The sequence below is a fragment of the Chryseobacterium sp. T16E-39 genome (assembly GCF_002216065.1).
Classification (GTDB): domain Bacteria; phylum Bacteroidota; class Bacteroidia; order Flavobacteriales; family Weeksellaceae; genus Chryseobacterium.
Genome location: NZ_CP022282.1, coordinates 1,841,416 through 1,855,286, shown reverse-complemented (window position 1 = coordinate 1,855,286; position 13,871 = coordinate 1,841,416). Strand labels below are relative to the sequence as shown.

Genomic DNA, 13,871 nt, shown 5'->3' with positions numbered 1-13,871 from the left:
ATTTCTGATACCTGACACCTAACACCTGCTACCTACAACCTAATACCTAAAAAAACTATGGAAATTTTACATTCAAAAATATTTGGCGAGGATAAATCGTCTACACCTTTATTGGTATTTCACGGATTATTCGGAATGCTTGATAACTGGGGAAGCTTTGGAAAGGACCTGGGAGAATATCTTCCTGTTCATTTGTTGGATCTGAGAAATCACGGCAGAAGTTTCCATTCTGAAAGTATGTCACATGATGATCTGGCTAATGATATTGCCAATTATATGGATCATTATGGAATTCAAAAAGCCCATGTTCTGGGCCATTCTTTGGGAGGGAAGGCAGTGATGCAATTTGCTATAAAATACCCTGAAAAAGTGGAAAAACTTATTGTGGTGGATATTTCTCCAAAAGCATATCCTCCTCATCACCAAGGAATCATTAAAGCGCTGGAAACCGTCGATTTCAATACTGTTGGTTCAAGAAATGAAGTTGAAGCGGTTTTGAATCAATATATCCCTGAAAAATCAACCATCCAGTTTTTGACCAAGAATTTATATTGGGATGACAATAAAAAACTGAACTGGAGGTTCAATCTGAAGACGTTGTCTGAAAAATATAATGAATTTGTTTCTAACGCTATAAAATTTGGTGTTTTTGAAGGAGATACTTTATTTATTTCAGGAGAAAAATCAAATTATATTCTTCCTCAGGATGAATTTGCCATTAAACAGCAATTTCCAAAAGCTAAAATGGTTATCGTAAAAAATGCTGCACATTGGGTTCAGGCGGATAATCCTGTTGAGTTTAGTCTCGTTGTGAAGAAATTCTTAGGCTTAGAGTGATTTGATTCTCTGGTTCTTATATTGTTAAAATTTTCTTAAAAGAGTGATTTAATTTTTTTGGAAGTGAAAATTTTGTACTTTAGATAGTTCAAAAAAGTTAAAAATATTTACTTATGAAACCAAAAAAACTAAAAAAACCATTCTTTGCTTCTTTTTTAGAGAAACAAATTCAAGAACCTGAGAAAGTAACTGGTGGAGGCGGTGGAGTAATCACTTCTATTAATGGAGATGATATTACGATTCCTTCAAAAGACAATATCACTTCTGTTTTAGCAGACAATGTAACAACAGTAAGAAATGATAATGTAACATTGAAGTACCCTTCTGATAATGACGAAGGAGGACCTCTTCATCCGATAGATCCCAACTTACCGATCGATCATTTATAGAATTTCAACAGAATATTAAATCAAACCAAATTAAAACATTATGAAAAACAAGAGTTCAAAGAAAAAGCCATTTTTCGCAGCATTCCTTGAAAAGCAATTGAAAGATCCTCAGTCTGTAACAGGAGGTGGACCAGATATTACAATTCCGGAAAGAGATGTTGTTACAAAGCCAACTTTAGATATGGCTCATACAATGAAATATCCGTCTGACGGAGATGATGATGCTCCTACAGTACCATTATAGTATATGCTTTTATAGAAAATAAAATATACTAACAATCATAATGAAAGGAAACTTACACTCTAAGTTTCCTTTTTTAATAAAAAATAACAAATGATTCTTTGTATCACTCACTCCAGCGATTACTATAATATTGATATTTTTTTCGAATATCTTACCTCTAAAAATATTCCTTATTTCAGATTGAATTCGGATCATCTGAATCATTTGCAGGAAATCAGTATTAGCGAAAATTCATTTGAATTAACAGATGAATCTGGAAATACAATGCGGTCTGAAGATATCAAAGCAGTCTGGCACAGAAAGGGCTGGCGAATCAGTATTCCGGAAGAGTTGGATAATGATTATGTGAAAATTTTCCTCAATGAATATACAAGTCTTCGCTATAATCTTTATACTGCTTTAGAGGATGTTCCGTGGATTAATCCTTTTGAAGAAGAAAAAAAGGTAGATGGAAATAAATTGTATCAGTTAAAAATTGCGAAGAAAAATAATCTAACGATCCCAAAAACATTGTTTTCAAACGATGAAGAAAAAATAACTGGCTTTTTCCATGAACACTGTAATGGAAAAGCAGTAGCAAAACTTCATGGAGTAATTTCCAAATCGATGAGTGGGGAAGATTTGCTTTCTACAACTATAATTGATGAGGATAATTTGGAAACCATCTCAGATATTGCTTACTGTCCGATGATCTTTCAGCCTTATATAGAAAAGGAATATGAATTAAGGATCATGTATGTAGATGGTGATTTTTTCACAGGAAAGATCAATAACAGTGAACATGCCGACTGGCGTGTTAATCAGGGAAATTATTTTTGGTCAGCTTATGAATTACCTGAAGATATTAAAGCTTATCTTTCCGGAATGATGAAAGAAATGGGACTTTATATGGGAGCCATTGATATGATCAAAGGAAGAGATGGAAATTACTATTTCCTGGAGGTAAATCCACAGGGAGAGTGGGGAATGTTACAAAAAGAATTGAATTTTCCCATTGCGGAAAGAATTGCTGATAACCTTATAAAAAGAATGAAAAACTAATGAACAATAAAATTTTAATCATCACTCATACAGGGGATAATTTTTCGATACAGAAAGTAACAGAATATATCGGAAAGAATGACTTTGAAGTTATCCGTTTTGATGTAGATCTTTATCCTCTACAAAATAAATTATCCACGACTTTCCAGGATGGGAAATGGATCAGTACTCTTGAAACTCCTGATGCCAAACATCGTTTAGATGACATTGCTGCCGTATGGTACAGGAGAGCATACAATATGGGCGAGGGTTTAAGAGAGGAGATAGACACCAAATTCTATGGTGCCGCAATGGGTGAGATCAGAACTACTCTTTTTGGATTTTTAGAATCCATTGATGTATATGCATTAGGTAAACCAAGTGTTTACAGAAGATTGGACAGCAAGGAAGAGCAGCTGAAAATTGCAGACAAGATAGGGTTTAAAATTCCTGAAACCTGCATTACCAATAATCCGGAGGAGGCGAAAAACTTTATTCTAAAGCACCAAAATGTGATTGGAAAGATGCAGTCTGGTTTTGCGATTTATGAGGATGGGGTAGAAAGTGTAGTATTTACCAATGTGATTAGTGAAGATAAATTGGAAGATTTAGATACATTGTTGTATTGTCCAATGCAATTCCAGAAGAAAATTGAAAAGAAAAGAGAACTGAGGGTGACCGCAGTAGGTCAGGATGTGTATGCGTTTGAAATTGATTCACAACAATTTGAAGACGCAAAAGTAGACTGGAGAAAAGATGGTGTGAACCTTATCGATAAATGGGTAAGAACCGATCTTCCTAAAGAGATTGAAAATAAAGTTCTCGAACTTCTGGATGTATATAATGTTGATTATGGTGCGTTGGATATTATTGTATCTCCTGAGGATGAGTATTATTTTATTGAAATTAATGGTGCCGGAGAATTTTTCTGGCTGGATAATCTTACGGAAGAGAATCTTATTTCGAAAAGTATCGCAGATGTATTGTGTGATAAAGCACCAAGGAGAAATAATATGGTGCTGGCATAAAATTAACTTTATGAATCACATAATTATTTTGAAATTTATAAGAACGGGCTTTAGCCCGTTTTCTTATTTTAGTCATTGCAATAAGCTTTAGCCAGAAATTAAAAACGTATACGGGAACTGTATTTAATTTTTTATAGTCTGTAAGTTTAATTAAGTATGAACTAAAGTGAAATTGTCCTTTAAAAGTCGCAAATTTGCAGATACGATTTTAAGGTGATTTTTTAGTAAAATGAAGAATTGCTGAATCAAAAATATTATCATAATTTAGTCAACAATCAACTAGGAAAATAATTGATGGTTTTTGTAACGGGAGCAACCGGAATTTTGGGACGCGTAGTCATTTTAGAACTTCTTAAAAGAGGTAAAAGTGTACGGGGCGCCAAAAGACCTACAAGTAATTTAAACGAAGTAAAGCATTCATATCAGTTTTATACGGAAAATCCAGATGATTTTTTTAATAAAATTGAATGGGTAGATGTAGATTTTGATGATTTGAATTCTTTACAGGAGGCTCTGAAGGGGGTGGAAGAAGTGTACCATTGTGCTGCAAAAGTAAGTTTCCATCCTAAGGATGAAAAAGAGATGTACCATACCAATATTAAAGGTACAGAGAAGCTTTTATTTGCCTGTGAAGGTTCAGGTGTTACGAAATTTTTACATGTAAGCTCTGTTGCCGTATTAGATAGTTTTAATGAAAAAGGTGAGCTTGATGAGGATTCTGATTTTAACCCAAAAATTGATCACTCTGCCTATGCTATTTCAAAACATTTATCTGAAATGGAAGTTTGGCGAGCTTCGGCAGAAGGTTTAAATACTATAATTATTAATCCTGCTATTATTATCGGAAGCGGAAATTGGGAGCAAAGTAGTGGTGAGCTTTTTTCAACTTTTGAAAAAAATAATTTTACATTTTCAGGAGGTTCATCGTATGTTGATGTTCGTGATGTTGCCAGAGTTTCCATAGAATTAATGGAAAAAAATATTTTTGGTGAACGCTTTATTCTGGTCTCTGAAAATAAAAGGTTTGCAGAGATTGGGAATCATATCCGCAGAAAATTGGGATTGAAAAATGCCAGAATACTTTCTCAAGCGGAACTTAACGCCGGAAGAATTGCCAATATACTTTTAGGATGGCTGATTCCAAAATTAAGAATGGTTACAAAATCCAATATTGAAGCTATAACTTCACTCAATATCATTTCGAATCAAAAGATCAAAGAAAAACTGAATTATCAATTCATTCCCGTACAGGAAAGTATCGATTTTCATATTAATAATTATAGTAACGACAAAAAGCTGAATAAATAAATGAATCTTGCAGAGGCTATTATCAGTAAAAATGTAGAAAAGCATCCTTTAAAATCAGCTATTGGTTTTAAAAATAAAGAGGTCTGGAAAGAACTGAGCTGGAAGAAATTTGGCGAAATGGTTTTTAAAACGGCCAATGCCCTCAAAGAATCTGGAATTCAGGAAAATGACAGAGTTGCTATTTACGCTGATAATTCAGCGGAGTGGATGATCTTTGATTTGGCTTCATTGTCGATCGGGGCGATTACAGTTCCGATTTATTCAACCAATAATGCAGAACAGGCAGAATATATCATCAATGATTCTCAGGCGAAAGCTGTTTTAGTAGGAAATCAGGATCAATATAATGCTTGCTTTGAACTTTTAAATAAAGAAGGAAATGCCCTCCAAACGGTCATTGTCACTAAAAAGGCAGTATGGATCAAAAAGGGAGATGCTTTTTATCTGGAAGACTTTATTGCAAAATCTTCTCCTCAATTGGAGATCAGTAAAAAAGAATATAATGATGTAGCGACCCTGATCTATACATCGGGAACGACAGGGACGCCTAAAGGTGTTATGCTGACGCATGGTAACTTTATAAAAGCTTTCGATGCTCATTTTGAATTTTTTAAGTTTAAAAATTTTGAAGAAGAGCTTTCACTGGCATTTTTACCTTTGAGTCATGTTTTTGAAAGAAGCTGGAGCTTACTTTCATTGTATGGTGGTGCAAGAGTTTATTTTTTAGAAGATCCTAAAAATATTGCTAAAGCATTGGTAGAAATAAAACCAACAATGATGTGTGCTGTTCCAAGATTTTTCCAGAAGATTTATGCAGGAGTGAATGATATGGCAGACGCAAGCTCGCCATTAAAGAAAAAGATCTTCAATTGGGCTTTGGAAGTAGGACAGCAAACTGCTGAATTAAGAAGAAATGATCTTCAGACTCCATTTGGATTAAAAATAAAGGAATCTATTGCAAATATGCTGGTCTTTAGTAAGATCAAAGAAAAAATGGGCGGTAGATTATGGTTTTTACCTTGTGGTGGAGCTTCTTTATCACCTGAAGTAACAAGGTTCTTTGAGTCCGTAGGAATCCATGTGACAGTGGGATACGGTCTTACAGAAACAACCGCTACTTTAACGTTATTTCCTTTAACTCATTTTGAACATGCAACCAGCGGGAAACCTTTGCCAGGAGTTGAAATCCGGATTGGTGAGAATGATGAAATTCAGGCACGGGGAAATGGGATTATGAAAGGATATTACAATAAACCTGAAGAAACAAAAGCTGTATTCACAGAAGATGGCTGGTTTAAAACGGGAGATGCAGGAAAGTTTGATGATCAAGGAAATCTGATCATCACCGACCGGATCAAAGACCTGATGAAAACTTCCAACGGGAAATATATCGCTCCACAACAAATAGAGAATCTTTTAACCAATAATAATTATATTCAACAGATTGTACTGATTGCGGAAGGAAGACAATTTGTTTCAGCTTTAATTGTTCCTAACTTTGAATTTTTAGAAGATTATATCAAGAAAAATAACATCGCCTTTACAAATTGGGATGAGGTAGTGAAAAAAGAAGAGATCATCAATCTCTATAAAAATAAGGTTAAAGAACTGCAGGAACATCTAGCTGACTTCGAAAAGGTGAAAAAATTTACATTGATGCCTGCTGAATTTGATATCAATACCGGAGAAATTACACCAACATTGAAGATCAAAAGGAATGTAGTTCTTAAGAGATATGAAGATATTATTGAAAAAATGTACTAGATAAAATTTGAAGAATCATAAAATTCAAACACGAAAGTTGTTTTAATATTTATGCTTGGAATACTCAGTTTTTATCATTTTGAATTAGATTATGACGACACAGGAATTTTTAGGAAAAGAAAATTATACCATTACTTCACAAACGGTTTCAGAAAGCTGCCCATCCAATATTGCCTTAATTAAATATTGGGGAAAATATGCAGATCAGATTCCTGCTAACCCAAGCATCAGCTATACACTTAATCACTGTAAAACGAATACGACAATAGAGTTTTTAGCTGATGAGCCTTTCTCAGTTCAAACCTTTTTATCAGGAACTGAAGAAGTGAAATTTGGAGAAAAAATAGAAAAATATTTTAAGAATATTGAGAAATATTTACCCTGGATTTTAAAAGGGAAATATATTATTAATACGGAAAATACCTTCCCTCACAGTTCCGGAATTGCAAGTTCAGCTTCAGGTTTTGGAGCTATTGCAAAATGCCTGATGACTTTAGAGGGGCTGTTTTCTGAAGGAATATCCGAACAACAGTCTTTGCAGAAAGCTTCTTTTTTAGCAAGACTTGGAAGTGGAAGTGCATGCCGAAGCCTGTATAACGGATTGGTTGTTTGGGGAGTTTCTGATGAGGTTTCAGGAAGTTCTGATCTGTTTGCGGTACAATATGCTAATGATGAGATTCATGAGATTTTCAAGGATTTTAATGATTGGGTGCTGTTGATCCATGAAGGTCAAAAAAGTGTTTCTTCTACAATAGGGCATGGTCTAATGAATACGAATCCATATGCTGAAAGAAGATTCCAGGAAGCTCGCGAGAATTTTGTTCCGATGAAAGATATCCTTAAAAAAGGAGATCTGGAAAGTTTTATTAAATTAGTAGAACATGAGGCCCTTACGCTTCATGCAATGATGATGATGAGTGATCCTGCATTTATTCTGATGAAAACAGGAACTCTGGAAGTGATTAATAAAATATGGGATTTTAGAAGAGAAACCCAATTGCCTTTATTCTTTACTTTGGATGCAGGTGCTAATGTTCATCTTCTGTTTCCCAATAATGGGTCTGAAGAAATAATCAAAAACTTTATTGAAACTGAGCTATTGCAGCATACCCAGAAGAATGGGGTGGTGAAGGATATTATGAAATTTTAAAATACAGATAATTTGAAACGGGCTTTAGCCCGTTTTTTTTGTATCAATACTAAATAGATGATTGATAGGTTTTGGCTAAAGCCGATTCTGATTTCCCTTTTTGGATGGGCTAAAGCCCATCTCTATTGATAAGAAATTTGTGAATAAAACTTACAATTATCAATAGGAATGGGCTTTAGCCCATTCTCTTAAAAATATATCAATCTTCAGTAACAACAGCATCCCTTTCACCATCCTCTTTTTTCCCTTCCATAATCATTTCCTCTGCTTCTGCTTTTTCATCGGCGTCAGCAATTTCTACTCTTTCCTCCTGTTCATCATTATGATGGTCGATAAAGAACTCACAGTACACAGGTAAGTGGTCAGAACCAAAATTTTCTAAGGTCTTTAGCTCTTTAATAAAGATATCTTCACTGTGGAACATAAGATCGATAGGGAACCTCAATAAACGATATTTAGCATGAAATGTTGAAACGAAGGCTCGCCCGATTCTTGGATCGATGAGGTGGCTGGTTTTTCTAAACAGGATAGACGATTTTGACCATGCCACATTATTGAAATCTCCAACTACCAGTACGGGTTTATGGATGTCTTTGACATATTTTGCAACGCTTAAAAGATCACCATCCCTTTCTTTTGAAGTTTCTTCTTCTGTGGGACTTGGAGGTGGAGGATGGACACCGAAAAAGACAAAAGAAAAACCATCTTCAGTTTTTAAATGAATTTCAATACTAGGAATATCTTCAGCAACGAAATAATGGGTTGTGGCTTTTTTAATCTTAATCTTCGAATAAAAATGCATTCCATAAGTGTTTTCTAACGTAACCTTATGATGATAGGGGTAATCGTTTTCCAAAACCCTTAGTGCATATTCCCAATCACTATTGCTTTCCATGGTCAGGAACATTTCAGGTTTACATCTTTCGATAAGTTTGATAAACCTGTTGTATTCGGTATTGAACTGGTAAACATTGGCAGAAATGAAATGTATTTTTTCAGAAGAGTGGTTGCGTGGGTGGTGTTTTTTGATCCGGTAAAGTCGGGTGTATTTGACAAGGATTACACTATGATGGATAAACAGGATAAGCAACACCCCTTGAAAATACCAGAAATTTTCTGAAGACTGTATGAAAAAGCCTAAAATAAAGGCAATAACAATAAAGTAAGTGATTTGAATTTTACCGAACTCCGGAACCCGGAATATCCAGTGTTGATTTTGAATTTTGGGTAATATTGTTAGTAAGACCAATAGTCCTATTAAAATTAGATAAGCACTCCACATATTTCTTAAATAGAAGGATAAAAATAACGGTTTTTTATAACAATTCAAATGAAATCATTTTTTTAATGTAGATTAATATGCTTTGAAAGGTATTTTTATTACTTTTATTCAGTTATATTTTTGAAGGATACATTATTATGAATAAAATACTTGTTATTGCTCTATTTTTTAGTTCTTTTTGTTTTGGACAAGAGTCTGAAAATAAGGACATTGAAAAACCGATTCGCGATTTGTTTTTAGCCATGAAAAATGCTGATCCTGAATTATTACGCGCTTCTTTTGCTGAGAATGCTATTCTTCAGACTATTAAGAAAGAAGGAGTTGTAAAAACAGAAAGTATACCTGATTTTGCATCTTCCATTGCAAAGGCTTCAAAAGGTGATCTAGATGAGAGAATCACAATAGGATCTATTAACATTGATGGAGATCTGGCAAGTGTCTTTACCCCTTATCAATTTTATTATAAAGGTAACTTTTCCCATTGTGGAGCTAATAGTTTTCAATTGGTGAAACAAAATAATAACTGGAAAATTCAGTACATCATAGATACCAGGAGAAAGGATAATTGCGAAAATATCAAATAAATTAAAATGAAAATTCATCATATAGCCATTATTGGCTCTAACTACGAGGTATCCAAAAGGTTTTATACAGAGGTTTTAGGATTACATATAATCCGCGAAGTATATCGTGAAGAAAGACAGTCTTATAAATTAGATCTTGCGATTGGGGATCATTATGTTATTGAACTTTTTTCATTTCCTGATCCTCCTCAAAGACCCTCCCGTCCTGAATCATGTGGATTACGACACCTGGCATTTTCTGTGGAGAATGTTGGTGAAAAACGTCAGGAACTTATTGATAAAGGTCTTGATTGTGAAGATATTCGTATTGATGAGTTTACCGGTAAAGAGTTTTTCTTTACACAGGATCCGGATCATCTTCCTTTGGAGTTTTATGAAATGTAAAAGATTTAGTGGGCGTATCCTGTAAAGAAACTGATTGCCATAATTGCCAAAACAATAGAAGAAATGATAACGTAGATATAATCTTTTTCTTTTAGATAGCCTATCAATGCAAAAACAATTCTCATTAAAGGAGTGAAAATAAGAACGAGTATTCCCAGTTGGATAATTGCCATTCCTTCTCCTTTGCATAAAGAATCCCAAAACTGGCCCCATACTTTTTCAGAAGAAGAACCTGTTTCCAGTAAAGAATAGTTTTTGGGCATTTTAAAACCTTCAAGGAACAATTTTATAAAACCGACAATAGAGATGGCTACTGATAAGATAACACCCATTCTAAGAAGGTTTCCTACCGAACGATTCAAATCAACATCTGTGAAGTTCTTTCTCATCTGAAACTTTGATTTATACCGTTATACATCATGTAAATTGAAAGAATTGTAATGACGATCGCAAAAAATACTTTTAGCTTTTTTGTCTTTGAAACCATCAATGTTTTGGAACCGATAAAGCTGCCTACTACAACGCCTACCAGTACGGGAGCTACAATCACCGGAATAATTTCTCCTCTCTGAAAATAGATCAAAGAACTTGCAACAGCGGTTACACCGATCATAAAGTTACTGGTGGTGGTAGATACTTTAAATGGCAGTTTCATCATATTATCCATTGCCAATACTTTTAAAGCACCTGAACCGATTCCTAAAAGCCCGGACATGGCACCAGCAAACATCATCATGAAAAACCCTGGAATAGTATTTCGAGCCGAATAGCTCTTGATCACTCCTTTATCTGGAAAAGTTCCGTATAGTTTAAGTTTATCCTCTAAACTTCCTTTTATCAAGGGTTCCTGGTGATCAGGTTTACCTTTAATATTTAAAATAACGGTAAGAAGAAGAATACTTGCGAAAATAATTCCGATGGTATTTGGGTTAAGAATTCCGGAAACAAGAGCTCCGGCGATAGCCCCAGCTGTAGTGGCAATTTCGAGGAACATTCCGATTCTCATATTGGTAAAGCCTTCCTTAACAAATGCTACGGCAGCACCAGAAGAGGTACCTACCACGGAAATTAAAGAAGCTCCAATTGCGTAGTGCATTGGGACGCCAAACCCCAGCGTCAATAAAGGGATAATGATAACTCCTCCTCCTAAACCGGTAAGCGAACCTAAAAGGCCAGCAGAGATTGCTCCAAGAAAGAGAATAATGATTTCTGACATGAATACAAATATAAAACTATTGGTGTTTTCTGCCAAACTTTCAAAAAGATAAATTTGACGTATTTTTGTGTGAATAAAAAAATGAAAATGAAATTATTCTATGTAATCCTCGGTGCTACTCCTCCAGGAAGGAATATCGAACAGCATGATGTATTCTTTGGAATTGCTGAGAACTTAAAAGATCTTGTTCCGGATATGAAAGATTTCTGGAAAGAAGCAGATGGAAAAATTCATATCGACTGTCATCAGGAAGTGAGATTTGCAAATGGATATGAGGTGAAAATTGTTGAGAAAACCGGTCAGCCGATTGAGGACCAGTTGTATTTTATTAATTTGGGTGGGTACAAAAGAGGGTATTTTGAAGAGTTTCATGAACAGCATCTTATGGTGGGGCAATCGATGGGAGAGATCATAAAAAGAGTGAAGGAAACGGAGTTCTATAAAACAATGGGATTCGAAGGTGCAGTAAGCCACGTGGATGATAAACATGGAGTTGACATTGATGATATTTTCAATGTTAATGATATCCTTCCACAGAAAATGAAAGAAAAATACTCTATCATTTTAGAGAAATCTGATGCAGAAGATCAGAATAATCCAATGGGACTTGGATACCTGAAAATAGATAAAGTGTAAATTTGGAATAATTAACTACGCCGGCTTTTAAGCCGGCGTAGTTGTTTAAAAGATGTGGGGATATTGGAGAAACACTTGAAGGGATTGAAAGTTTGGGTAATAGGATATAAAATTTTTATCTTTGCACAGTCTTAGATAAGTGGTCAGATATTGTATTGCAATTACTGAAAAACTAAAAATAATTACGTATTGTCTAAGTACTTTCAATTGAAAATATCTAATAAAAAATAGAATGAAAATAGGAATTTTAGGAGGAGGACAGCTAGGAAGAATGTTGATACAGAGTGCCTTGAAATACGATGATGAATTTTACACTCTTGATCCGGCTTCTGATGCACCCTGCAATAATATTTCAAATTTTACACAAGGAAATTTCAATGATTATGAAACTGTTCTGAACTTTGGTAAAAATAAAGATGTTGTAACCATAGAGATTGAGCATGTAAATGCAGATGCTTTGGCTGAACTCGAAAACCAGGGAGTAAGAGTGGTTCCGAATGCTGCAATTATTAAAACGATTCAACAGAAAATCCTTCAGAAAGAATTCTATGAAGCTCATGACATTCCCAGTCCCGAATTTCAGGTAGTCTGGAATAGTGATGATAAAATTACAATGCCACTACCTTTTGTTCAAAAGATGAATACAGGTGGATATGATGGAAAAGGAGTCCAGGTGATCAGAAATGAAGAAGATTTCCAAAATCTATGGAAGGAAGCCTCTGTTATAGAGAGTCTGGTTGATATCGATAAAGAATTGTCTGTTATTGTGGCAAGAAATGAAAATGGGGAAACGAAGACTTTTCCGGTTACAGAAATGGTCGCTGATCCTAAATTAAATTTATTGGATTTCAATATTTGTCCCGTTTTCTTACATGAAGATATTCAAAGACAGATCGATCTCATCACTGAGAAGTTTCTAAATGCAATAAACTCTCCGGGGCTTTTTGCTATAGAATTATTCCTGGATCGAGCAGGGAAAGTATGGGTGAATGAAACAGCACCGAGACTTCATAATTCAGGACACCAAAGTCAGGAGGGGAATGCTAATTCACAATTCGAACAGATGTATAGAGTGGTTAAAAACTTACCGCTGGCTGATACGGATGCTTTTGGTTACAGTGGTATGCTTAATCTGGTGGGAGCAGAAGGGTATAGCGGAAAAGTAATTTATGAAGGAATAGAGGATGTATTAAAACTTCCTAAAACATATATTCATCTTTACGGAAAAACAGAAACCAAACCCGGAAGAAAAATGGGGCATATCAATGTTCTGGCAGATTCGAAAGAAGAGCTGATGGATAAGCTGATTAAAGTAAAATCGATGATAAGGGTAATTGCTTAATATAAAAAGACTGCTGAAAAGCAGTCTTTTTTATTGTCAATTTTACTTCATTTTATCGTTGAGTTCATGGTGAAGACTTTCTATTTTGTCCTTTAGTTCACTACCCAGTTTACTGGGATAATCTTTTATTTTCTTAAGATTGAAAGCTAAAATGACTGAAGCTACTCCAACGAAAATAAATGATAAGCCGGTAAGTACAACAAGGGACATTCCTGAAAATATAGGGTTGGCTAAAAGCATAAACGATAAAATAATACCCAAAATACTGAAGATAGCGAGATTACCCCATCTGAGTACATGAGCATCTTTTAAATCAAATGAGATACCCAAAAGCTGAAAAGAGCGAAACATTACTGTAAATCCTACGATGAACGGAAGAATGGTCATTGAGATCTGAGGGTAAGAAACAAGATAAATTCCCATAATAAGAGAAAGCAATCCTGTGACAAGATATAATCCCCACCCATTTAATACTTTAGCATTATTGATGGAAAAGAATATATCAAAGATTCCCGAGACTATAAAAGAAACACTAAAAAGAAGTGATAGCGTTAAATAGGTTTCAAGCGGTGATGAAAATACATAGATTCCACATCCGATAAAAAGGATTCCCAATATTAATGGAATATACCAGTGTTTGACTGAGTTCCTGAATGATTTTAATAGATTTGGCATAATTGAAAGTAT

Annotated in this window: 16 protein-coding genes; 12 read left to right on the top strand and 4 right to left on the bottom strand. The window is 34.7% G+C overall.

Annotation, left to right across the window (positions count from 1 at the left end):
- Nucleotides 1-57: 57 nt before the first annotated feature.
- From CEY12_RS08380 to CEY12_RS08345, 8 genes are all read left to right on the top strand, one after another.
- Nucleotides 58-837 carry an alpha/beta fold hydrolase gene (locus CEY12_RS08380; protein ID WP_089027267.1) on the top strand — a complete coding sequence of 260 codons (780 nt, stop codon included), beginning with the start codon at nt 58-60 and terminating at the stop codon, nt 835-837.
- 113 nt (nt 838-950) lie between these two features.
- Nucleotides 951-1,226, top strand: coding sequence for a microviridin/marinostatin family tricyclic proteinase inhibitor (locus tag CEY12_RS08375; protein WP_089027266.1), 276 nt, complete (start codon nt 951-953; stop codon nt 1,224-1,226).
- Nucleotides 1,227-1,266: 40 nt separating this feature from the next.
- Complete coding sequence (locus CEY12_RS08370; protein WP_089027265.1) at nt 1,267-1,470, top strand: microviridin/marinostatin family tricyclic proteinase inhibitor; 204 nt, start codon at nt 1,267-1,269, stop codon at nt 1,468-1,470.
- A gap of 90 nt (nt 1,471-1,560) precedes the next feature.
- Nucleotides 1,561-2,511: an MvdC/MvdD family ATP grasp protein gene (locus tag CEY12_RS08365; RefSeq protein WP_089027264.1), complete on the top strand. Its 951-nt coding sequence runs from the start codon at nt 1,561-1,563 to the stop codon at nt 2,509-2,511.
- A complete protein-coding gene (locus tag CEY12_RS08360) occupies nt 2,511-3,518 on the top strand; it encodes an MvdC/MvdD family ATP grasp protein (RefSeq protein ID WP_089027263.1) in 1,008 nt (335 codons plus the stop codon). Before CEY12_RS08365 ends, CEY12_RS08360 begins: the two co-directional genes overlap by 1 nt.
- A gap of 294 nt (nt 3,519-3,812) precedes the next feature.
- Complete coding sequence (locus tag CEY12_RS08355; RefSeq protein ID WP_089027262.1) at nt 3,813-4,826, top strand: NAD-dependent epimerase/dehydratase family protein; 1,014 nt, start codon at nt 3,813-3,815, stop codon at nt 4,824-4,826.
- Nucleotides 4,827-6,590, top strand: a complete 1,764-nt coding sequence (locus CEY12_RS08350; protein ID WP_089027261.1) for an AMP-dependent synthetase/ligase — start codon at nt 4,827-4,829, stop codon at nt 6,588-6,590.
- Between the two features lie 91 nt (nt 6,591-6,681).
- The gene (locus CEY12_RS08345; RefSeq protein ID WP_089027260.1) at nt 6,682-7,740 is read left to right on the top strand and encodes a diphosphomevalonate/mevalonate 3,5-bisphosphate decarboxylase family protein; all 1,059 of its coding nucleotides are present in this window, start codon (nt 6,682-6,684) and stop codon (nt 7,738-7,740) included.
- 199 nt (nt 7,741-7,939) lie between these two features.
- Here the strand turns inward: CEY12_RS08345 and CEY12_RS08340 are convergent, their stop codons facing one another.
- Nucleotides 7,940-9,070 carry an endonuclease/exonuclease/phosphatase family protein gene (locus CEY12_RS08340; protein WP_228409820.1) on the bottom strand — a complete coding sequence of 377 codons (1,131 nt, stop codon included), beginning with the start codon at nt 9,068-9,070 and terminating at the stop codon, nt 7,940-7,942.
- 89 nt (nt 9,071-9,159) lie between these two features.
- Between CEY12_RS08340 and CEY12_RS08335 the strand changes: the two genes are divergently transcribed.
- Together CEY12_RS08335 and CEY12_RS08330 are read left to right on the top strand one after the other, a co-directional pair.
- Nucleotides 9,160-9,606, top strand: coding sequence for a nuclear transport factor 2 family protein (locus CEY12_RS08335; RefSeq protein ID WP_089027258.1), 447 nt, complete (start codon nt 9,160-9,162; stop codon nt 9,604-9,606).
- Between the two features lie 6 nt (nt 9,607-9,612).
- Nucleotides 9,613-9,990, top strand: a complete 378-nt coding sequence (locus CEY12_RS08330; protein ID WP_089027257.1) for a VOC family protein — start codon at nt 9,613-9,615, stop codon at nt 9,988-9,990.
- Between the two features lie 5 nt (nt 9,991-9,995).
- Here the strand turns inward: CEY12_RS08330 and CEY12_RS08325 are convergent, their stop codons facing one another.
- Nucleotides 9,996-10,379, bottom strand: a complete 384-nt coding sequence (locus tag CEY12_RS08325) for a DUF1634 domain-containing protein (RefSeq protein ID WP_089027256.1) — start codon at nt 10,377-10,379, stop codon at nt 9,996-9,998.
- Nucleotides 10,376-11,206, bottom strand: a complete 831-nt coding sequence (locus tag CEY12_RS08320; RefSeq protein ID WP_089027255.1) for a sulfite exporter TauE/SafE family protein — start codon at nt 11,204-11,206, stop codon at nt 10,376-10,378. The genes CEY12_RS08325 and CEY12_RS08320 overlap by 4 nt, the downstream gene beginning before the upstream one ends.
- Before the next feature lie 87 nt (nt 11,207-11,293).
- Between CEY12_RS08320 and CEY12_RS08315 the strand changes: the two genes are divergently transcribed.
- Together CEY12_RS08315 and CEY12_RS08310 are read left to right on the top strand one after the other, a co-directional pair.
- On the top strand, nt 11,294-11,842 hold the full coding sequence (locus CEY12_RS08315; protein WP_089029823.1) for a DUF1543 domain-containing protein: 549 nt from the start codon (nt 11,294-11,296) through the stop codon (nt 11,840-11,842).
- Between the two features lie 232 nt (nt 11,843-12,074).
- Entirely contained in the window at nt 12,075-13,184 is a 1,110-nt protein-coding gene (locus CEY12_RS08310; RefSeq protein WP_089027254.1) for a 5-(carboxyamino)imidazole ribonucleotide synthase, read from the top strand.
- A gap of 42 nt (nt 13,185-13,226) precedes the next feature.
- On the opposite strand, the gene CEY12_RS08305 is transcribed toward CEY12_RS08310, so the two are convergent.
- Nucleotides 13,227-13,859 (bottom strand): HdeD family acid-resistance protein, encoded by a 633-nt coding sequence (locus tag CEY12_RS08305; RefSeq protein WP_089027253.1) that lies wholly within the window; start codon nt 13,857-13,859, stop codon nt 13,227-13,229.
- Nucleotides 13,860-13,871: the final 12 nt, after the last annotated feature.

What these genes read in the sequence shown, in the direction of transcription:
- CEY12_RS08365 (WP_089027264.1), top strand. Translation starts at nt 1,561, where the DNA reads ATGATTCTTTGTATCACTCACTCCAGCGATTACTATAATATTGATATT.
- CEY12_RS08350 (WP_089027261.1), top strand. Translation starts at nt 4,827, where the DNA reads ATGAATCTTGCAGAGGCTATTATCAGTAAAAATGTAGAAAAGCATCCT.
- CEY12_RS08335 (WP_089027258.1), top strand. Translation starts at nt 9,160, where the DNA reads ATGAATAAAATACTTGTTATTGCTCTATTTTTTAGTTCTTTTTGTTTT.
- CEY12_RS08305 (WP_089027253.1), bottom strand. Translation starts at nt 13,859, where the DNA reads ATGCCAAATCTATTAAAATCATTCAGGAACTCAGTCAAACACTGGTAT.
- CEY12_RS08355 (WP_089027262.1), top strand. Translation starts at nt 3,813, where the DNA reads ATGGTTTTTGTAACGGGAGCAACCGGAATTTTGGGACGCGTAGTCATT.
- CEY12_RS08360 (WP_089027263.1), top strand. Translation starts at nt 2,511, where the DNA reads ATGAACAATAAAATTTTAATCATCACTCATACAGGGGATAATTTTTCG.
- CEY12_RS08330 (WP_089027257.1), top strand. Translation starts at nt 9,613, where the DNA reads ATGAAAATTCATCATATAGCCATTATTGGCTCTAACTACGAGGTATCC.
- CEY12_RS08345 (WP_089027260.1), top strand. Translation starts at nt 6,682, where the DNA reads ATGACGACACAGGAATTTTTAGGAAAAGAAAATTATACCATTACTTCA.
- CEY12_RS08380 (WP_089027267.1), top strand. Translation starts at nt 58, where the DNA reads ATGGAAATTTTACATTCAAAAATATTTGGCGAGGATAAATCGTCTACA.
- CEY12_RS08370 (WP_089027265.1), top strand. Translation starts at nt 1,267, where the DNA reads ATGAAAAACAAGAGTTCAAAGAAAAAGCCATTTTTCGCAGCATTCCTT.
- CEY12_RS08310 (WP_089027254.1), top strand. Translation starts at nt 12,075, where the DNA reads ATGAAAATAGGAATTTTAGGAGGAGGACAGCTAGGAAGAATGTTGATA.
- CEY12_RS08315 (WP_089029823.1), top strand. Translation starts at nt 11,294, where the DNA reads ATGAAATTATTCTATGTAATCCTCGGTGCTACTCCTCCAGGAAGGAAT.
- CEY12_RS08325 (WP_089027256.1), bottom strand. Translation starts at nt 10,379, where the DNA reads ATGAGAAAGAACTTCACAGATGTTGATTTGAATCGTTCGGTAGGAAAC.
- CEY12_RS08375 (WP_089027266.1), top strand. Translation starts at nt 951, where the DNA reads ATGAAACCAAAAAAACTAAAAAAACCATTCTTTGCTTCTTTTTTAGAG.
- CEY12_RS08320 (WP_089027255.1), bottom strand. Translation starts at nt 11,206, where the DNA reads ATGTCAGAAATCATTATTCTCTTTCTTGGAGCAATCTCTGCTGGCCTT.